Source organism: Bacillota bacterium (genome assembly GCA_012837285.1).
In the GTDB taxonomy this organism is placed as follows: Bacteria; Bacillota; DTU030; order DUMP01; family DUMP01; genus DUNI01.
In genome coordinates this window covers 1-4,834 of record DURJ01000011.1, presented here as the reverse complement: position 1 = coordinate 4,834, position 4,834 = coordinate 1, and the positions used below count along the sequence as shown (strand labels likewise).

At 41.7% G+C, this 4,834-nt stretch carries 7 protein-coding genes; all 7 read left to right on the top strand.

The window, feature by feature from the left end; all coding sequences use genetic code 11:
- The first annotated feature begins 186 nt into the window (after positions 1 to 186).
- Positions 187 to 366 carry a hypothetical protein gene (locus GX016_00765; GenBank protein HHT70093.1) on the top strand — a complete coding sequence of 60 codons (180 nt, stop codon included), beginning with the start codon at positions 187 to 189 and terminating at the stop codon, positions 364 to 366.
- Between the two features lie 961 nt (positions 367 to 1,327).
- Positions 1,328 to 1,765, top strand: a complete 438-nt coding sequence (locus GX016_00760; protein ID HHT70092.1) for a hypothetical protein — start codon at positions 1,328 to 1,330, stop codon at positions 1,763 to 1,765.
- Positions 1,766 to 1,986: 221 nt separating this feature from the next.
- Positions 1,987 to 2,253, top strand: coding sequence for a hypothetical protein (locus GX016_00755; GenBank protein HHT70091.1), 267 nt, complete (start codon positions 1,987 to 1,989; stop codon positions 2,251 to 2,253).
- Positions 2,235 to 2,648 (top strand): hypothetical protein, encoded by a 414-nt coding sequence (locus GX016_00750; GenBank protein HHT70090.1) that lies wholly within the window; start codon positions 2,235 to 2,237, stop codon positions 2,646 to 2,648. The genes GX016_00755 and GX016_00750 overlap by 19 nt, the downstream gene beginning before the upstream one ends.
- A gap of 144 nt (positions 2,649 to 2,792) precedes the next feature.
- Complete coding sequence (locus GX016_00745; protein HHT70089.1) at positions 2,793 to 3,527, top strand: hypothetical protein; 735 nt, start codon at positions 2,793 to 2,795, stop codon at positions 3,525 to 3,527.
- 467 nt (positions 3,528 to 3,994) lie between these two features.
- The gene (locus tag GX016_00740) at positions 3,995 to 4,300 is read left to right on the top strand and encodes a type II toxin-antitoxin system RelB/DinJ family antitoxin (GenBank protein ID HHT70088.1); all 306 of its coding nucleotides are present in this window, start codon (positions 3,995 to 3,997) and stop codon (positions 4,298 to 4,300) included.
- A complete protein-coding gene (locus GX016_00735) occupies positions 4,297 to 4,614 on the top strand; it encodes a type II toxin-antitoxin system RelE/ParE family toxin (GenBank protein HHT70087.1) in 318 nt (105 codons plus the stop codon). The genes GX016_00740 and GX016_00735 overlap by 4 nt, the downstream gene beginning before the upstream one ends.
- Positions 4,615 to 4,834: the final 220 nt, after the last annotated feature.

Sequence of the window (4,834 nt, the reverse complement as noted above, 5' to 3'; positions counted from 1 at the left end):
TGCCTAAAAGAGGGGTGACATAAGAGCCGAAAAAGCTAAATGGACGGATGGCACAGATGGCTCGGTTAAACACTCTTTTTTTCATAAAGCATTAATGGTTATAGGTTATGGCACACCAGTAGATTTAGGTGAAGTAACAGTTACTTATATAATCTCGATAAAAATGATAAATTTGCGGAGGTAATCATGAAAACATCAAAAACAACAGTAATTGGATTATTAGTCTGCCTTACTTGTCTATATCTGATGAATGAAGTCTGGCTTATGGATGGGGTACTTGAGGTTTTACCTGTACTAGGAGCTTATGGATTTCCAATTGGTGTAATTGCAACCTTGATTGGCTTATTCAAAAAAGGACAAGACTGATAAACTTAGTTTATAGTTGAGCTAATGAGCCTTCTTTATATCGACAGAGTCGTCGACCCCTACAGGGGAAAGCTACACCTCTCTTTTCTGCCATCGGTCAACCCCGACGATGGAGAAAGATTGTCACCCGTTGTACTTAACTATGAATAACGAGTTAGCACAGGGAAAAGGCCTTCCGGCTTTGAGGCTTACAAAAGGAAGCCATTCCCTTAATTATGGCCCGTGGGGTGAATCTATTATTTTCGGGCATATTTACACGACACCCTTGTTCAACCAATTTGTTGTCACAGTCTATAAACCCTACAAATCCCCTGATGGGGGCAGAGGCGGTAGTTGGAGTACCAAGGATGGTAAATGTATTGTTGCCCCCGCTATTAATAGAGAAGAAGCCCTGGCCATATTAAAAAAGATCTCCCACCAGCGCTTGCCGCCGTATGAATATTGGATAAATTAGCTTGAAGGGATTTTGTGCGTCAACCCTGACGGAATGGAAACAGATATGTAAACATATGCAGAAATATGCTACAATTACATAAGAGTTGCCGTTTGGCGGTTAGTCACTTTCCCGTGAGGGGAGGTGATGCCTATGATTACATGGACAGGACTTTTTAGTTTCTGTTTGGTAATCCTAGGGGTTATTTCCCTGTGTTTGATACGCAGAAAATAACAAGACCGCCTGCATAAGGCGGTCTAGCACGATTTAGGACTAGCCGCCTAGCCAAAAGCGGCAACTCCTCTTATTAATTATATGATAACACGCATAATAATATTCGTCAATTAAGCTCTAGCCATAATTTGGCTGCTTCGGATAATTGAAACATATCTCGGGGCCCTATGTCAACAAAAAAACCCGAAAAGACTATGAAGGAGATGTAATCCGCTGGGTCAACGTTAGCTGTTGCACACAAGTAGTACAACGTGATGTAAAGATTATTTATGTTTTATCGAGGGAGGGTGTTAGATGAAACAGAAGTTAAAAACTATCATTATTATTGTCATTCTGTTGTCGATAGGTATATGGATTATTGATAAAATCCCTTTCAACAAAAACATAAATCAGAAGATAAATGCTAACATCTATGAGAATGGTGTTGCGGTCAGTCAGGCGATACTGGTGATTAATGGTGAAAAAAGCAACTATCTATTTAGAAGAAAAGAAGGATTTGTTGGGGAATTTTTAATTCCATATGCCGAAAAAACAGATAGGAGTGGCTTACAAGCATATATTACATGGAATGGTGAAGATAACACACAACGTATAGGATATTTTTATAAAGGCAGCATTAAATTGGCAGAAGATATGGGGCTTGTTCCTTACTTGTTAATTAATGATAGCATGACAAAATTTGCTATCATGCTTACAGACCATACAGTTATCGCTACATCTGATGAACTATAAATTGTATATGAAACACTTTACATGGCATAGCGATACTAAAGCTACATCTATTTCCGAAACAAACAAGATCCCTAAAATTGACTAATACTTACTATGAGCATCACTTTTCGAGTTGTTTGAACGTCGCGTTATTCATATTATGTGATCTATGCGCATAGTTGGCGTTAAACAGACACCCTTTTGCACTAACTTACCTTTAGCTGAAACAGTCTGGCAACGCAATGGTGGCCTACACCGATCAAGGGGAATTGTGGCTGCTGGACGGGCGGGAACCAAATGCTGATGCCAAGCCCAAACAGCTTACTGACTCTGGCTTGGCCGAACTGATAGGTTGGTCAGCAGATGGCGCATGGCTAGCCTATAAACATACTGGCGAAGGCGAGGATGCACTAACTCACTTATGGGCAGCACGGGCCGATGGCAGTGAAACTAAGCAGGTGGATACTGAGCCCATCTATGATGACCCTTTATGGTCGGGGAAAGCCTAGCCGTTTCTTTTCCGCGCACCAAGGAACAGCCGCCTACGCTGGAGCAGGTAAACCTGGCCGGACAAAGAAGCGCGCTTTATACCTTTGTAGACGAGGAACCCGTTGATCCAAAGGGCCTATATCCGTGGGCTTTTATTGGTCTCAAATGGTCACCGGATGGGCAAGCCATAGCCCTTACTGCTGGTCCAGCCGCCACAGCAGACTATCATTCCAGCCCATCGCCATCTGGAGAGAAGATGATGTTTCTGAGATTAGAACGTTTTGATCAAGGGTCTCTTTACCTTCAACCACTAGATGCGCCAGAACAGCAAGTGGAAATTTTGCGCGGTCTAAGAGGAAGCCCTGGCTTTTATGGGAATTATTATCCCGAATGGCTCAGCGTATATTGGTTCTAGGGAAGAATGGGGCGGTCGTACTCCATGGCAGTCCAAAAGGGAAAGCTCCCGTGTATTTAGTAAGGAAGCGCGGGTGTAAGAACTGTTTATATAATCCGCAGGACGATAATTTGAAATCTTGTTGGGAGAAGGGAGACCCAGTCTATGAAACAGGAAAACAAGCAGTGGGGCCGAATAATTGGTTTTGTTGTGGCAGTTGTAGCTGTGGCTGTAGTCGCATCGGTTTTTTATCGAATTGGATTTTGCCCATTCCTTGGGAAGATAATAGCGGGAAATAAGCTAGCTGCGTATGCCAATACCCAAATGCAAAGGACCGACCCTGTCAAAGCTCAGTTTGATTGGTATAACGGAAGATATGTATGCAGTTTTAACGACGATTCCGTTTTGAGCTATCGATTGCAAAACAATACCATTCATGATGAAGCGGCTAATATACGGCTAAATGCTAAGGTTCGAGAAATTTACAAGGGGATTATGAGCCAATTTCCGGACAATTTAACTTTTCCTGAACATATCATGGTTTGGTCGACGGTAAATGCAGATGATTATGCTATAAAAGCAGAGCGACTTTATCTTTTAGGGGTTTATAATACTGATAATCTATCCGACAGCGAAAGCCACGATATGCCGGCTAAAATTGCTATAGACTCCATTACCCTTATGGGGGACAATTTTAACATTACCGGAATCCAACTAATATATGCCGACCGAAATGGGATGTATGATATAGAAATTAGGGCCGATTCTTTCCAGCCGTTAACACAGCAGCAGCTCCTTGCCGCCACCCAAAAGCGTCCTGACAAAGAGCTGCCGTATAGTTATCGCGAGTGGCTACAAGACAACAACTTTGACCGACGTAAACAGGAGGGATTAAAATAACAGAAACCTTCAACCACACAGCCCACGTTTTAGCAGCGATATTCGTTTGTTTGCTTGTCTGATTTACTTATTAGTCAGGTTCTTTTGATGTTTTGGATACCGATTGTTTATAGCATAATGCATTGTTTTACTAGGTTTATACCAAAGGGTTTTGTTATTTCACAATTAGTTTTTGTGTATGTATGGGGACTTTTGCCGTATTTCGATGTCATTTATCTAGGATACCTACCGTACAATGACATTCCAATATATTGGGTAATTACAGCCATAATATTCGTCTTTACAACCAGCAAAGAAAAATATCATAGGTGAACACTTTTTATAAGGGGTGACATAAAATGAAGGCCTTCCAACTTGATTTTAGCTCGATAAATACAAATTGTTTAGGAAGTTTATAGCAGCCCAGACCTCTCTATCGAAACGTAACGACAAAGACGTTACAATGTAATCAGAGGGGGATGATTGATATGCAAAAAACTACGACTTTAAATCTGAGAGTTAATCCTGACGTAAAAAGAAGGGCTGAAGAAGTTCTTTCACAGCTTGGCATGCCTATGTCCACAGCGATAGATATTTATCTGAAACAGATTTCACTGACCGGCGGAATACCTTTTGCTGTAACACTGCCGAAGGCACCGGTTTCTATAAACGCCGATTTAATGGCAGCGGACGAAATTCATGCGAAGTTACAAGAAGGATATAACGATATCGAAAAAGGCAATGTGCAAGATGCATCTGCTGCCTTTAAGAGATTTCGGGAGACGCACGCATGAAGAAGTATAGGGTGCAGATTACAGACAAAGCGCTTTTTGATATGGAGCAAATTTATAGTTATATCGCAGAGCAGCTACAGGCACCGGAGGCGGCTATGGGACAGTATAACAGAATGGCTGACGCAATCGAAAGTCTTGATATATTCCTGGAACGTGTGAAGTTAATGGGGACTGACGAAGAGCGTACACTGGGACTAAGGCAAATGCCTGTCGATAGTTATTCTGTGTTTTTCCATATAAGAGAAGAACGCGTAATCGTTACAAGCGTTTTGTATAGTGCCAGCGATATAGCCAAGCGCTTGCGTGATTCCTAATCTTCAGGTGGGACGGGCTGAGCCAGACGGTAAATGGTGGACGGCCCCGCCTTTTTTCGTTTTGCATAAAACATCGAACATATATTATGGCACGTATGTAGAAGAATGTGTAGCAGAGATTATTTATATAACATGAAGTCAACTGTATTAAATTGGAAAGGAGTATAAAGATGAATTATAAAAGAAAATCGTATTGGCTGATAGGTGGGTTTGCTATTCT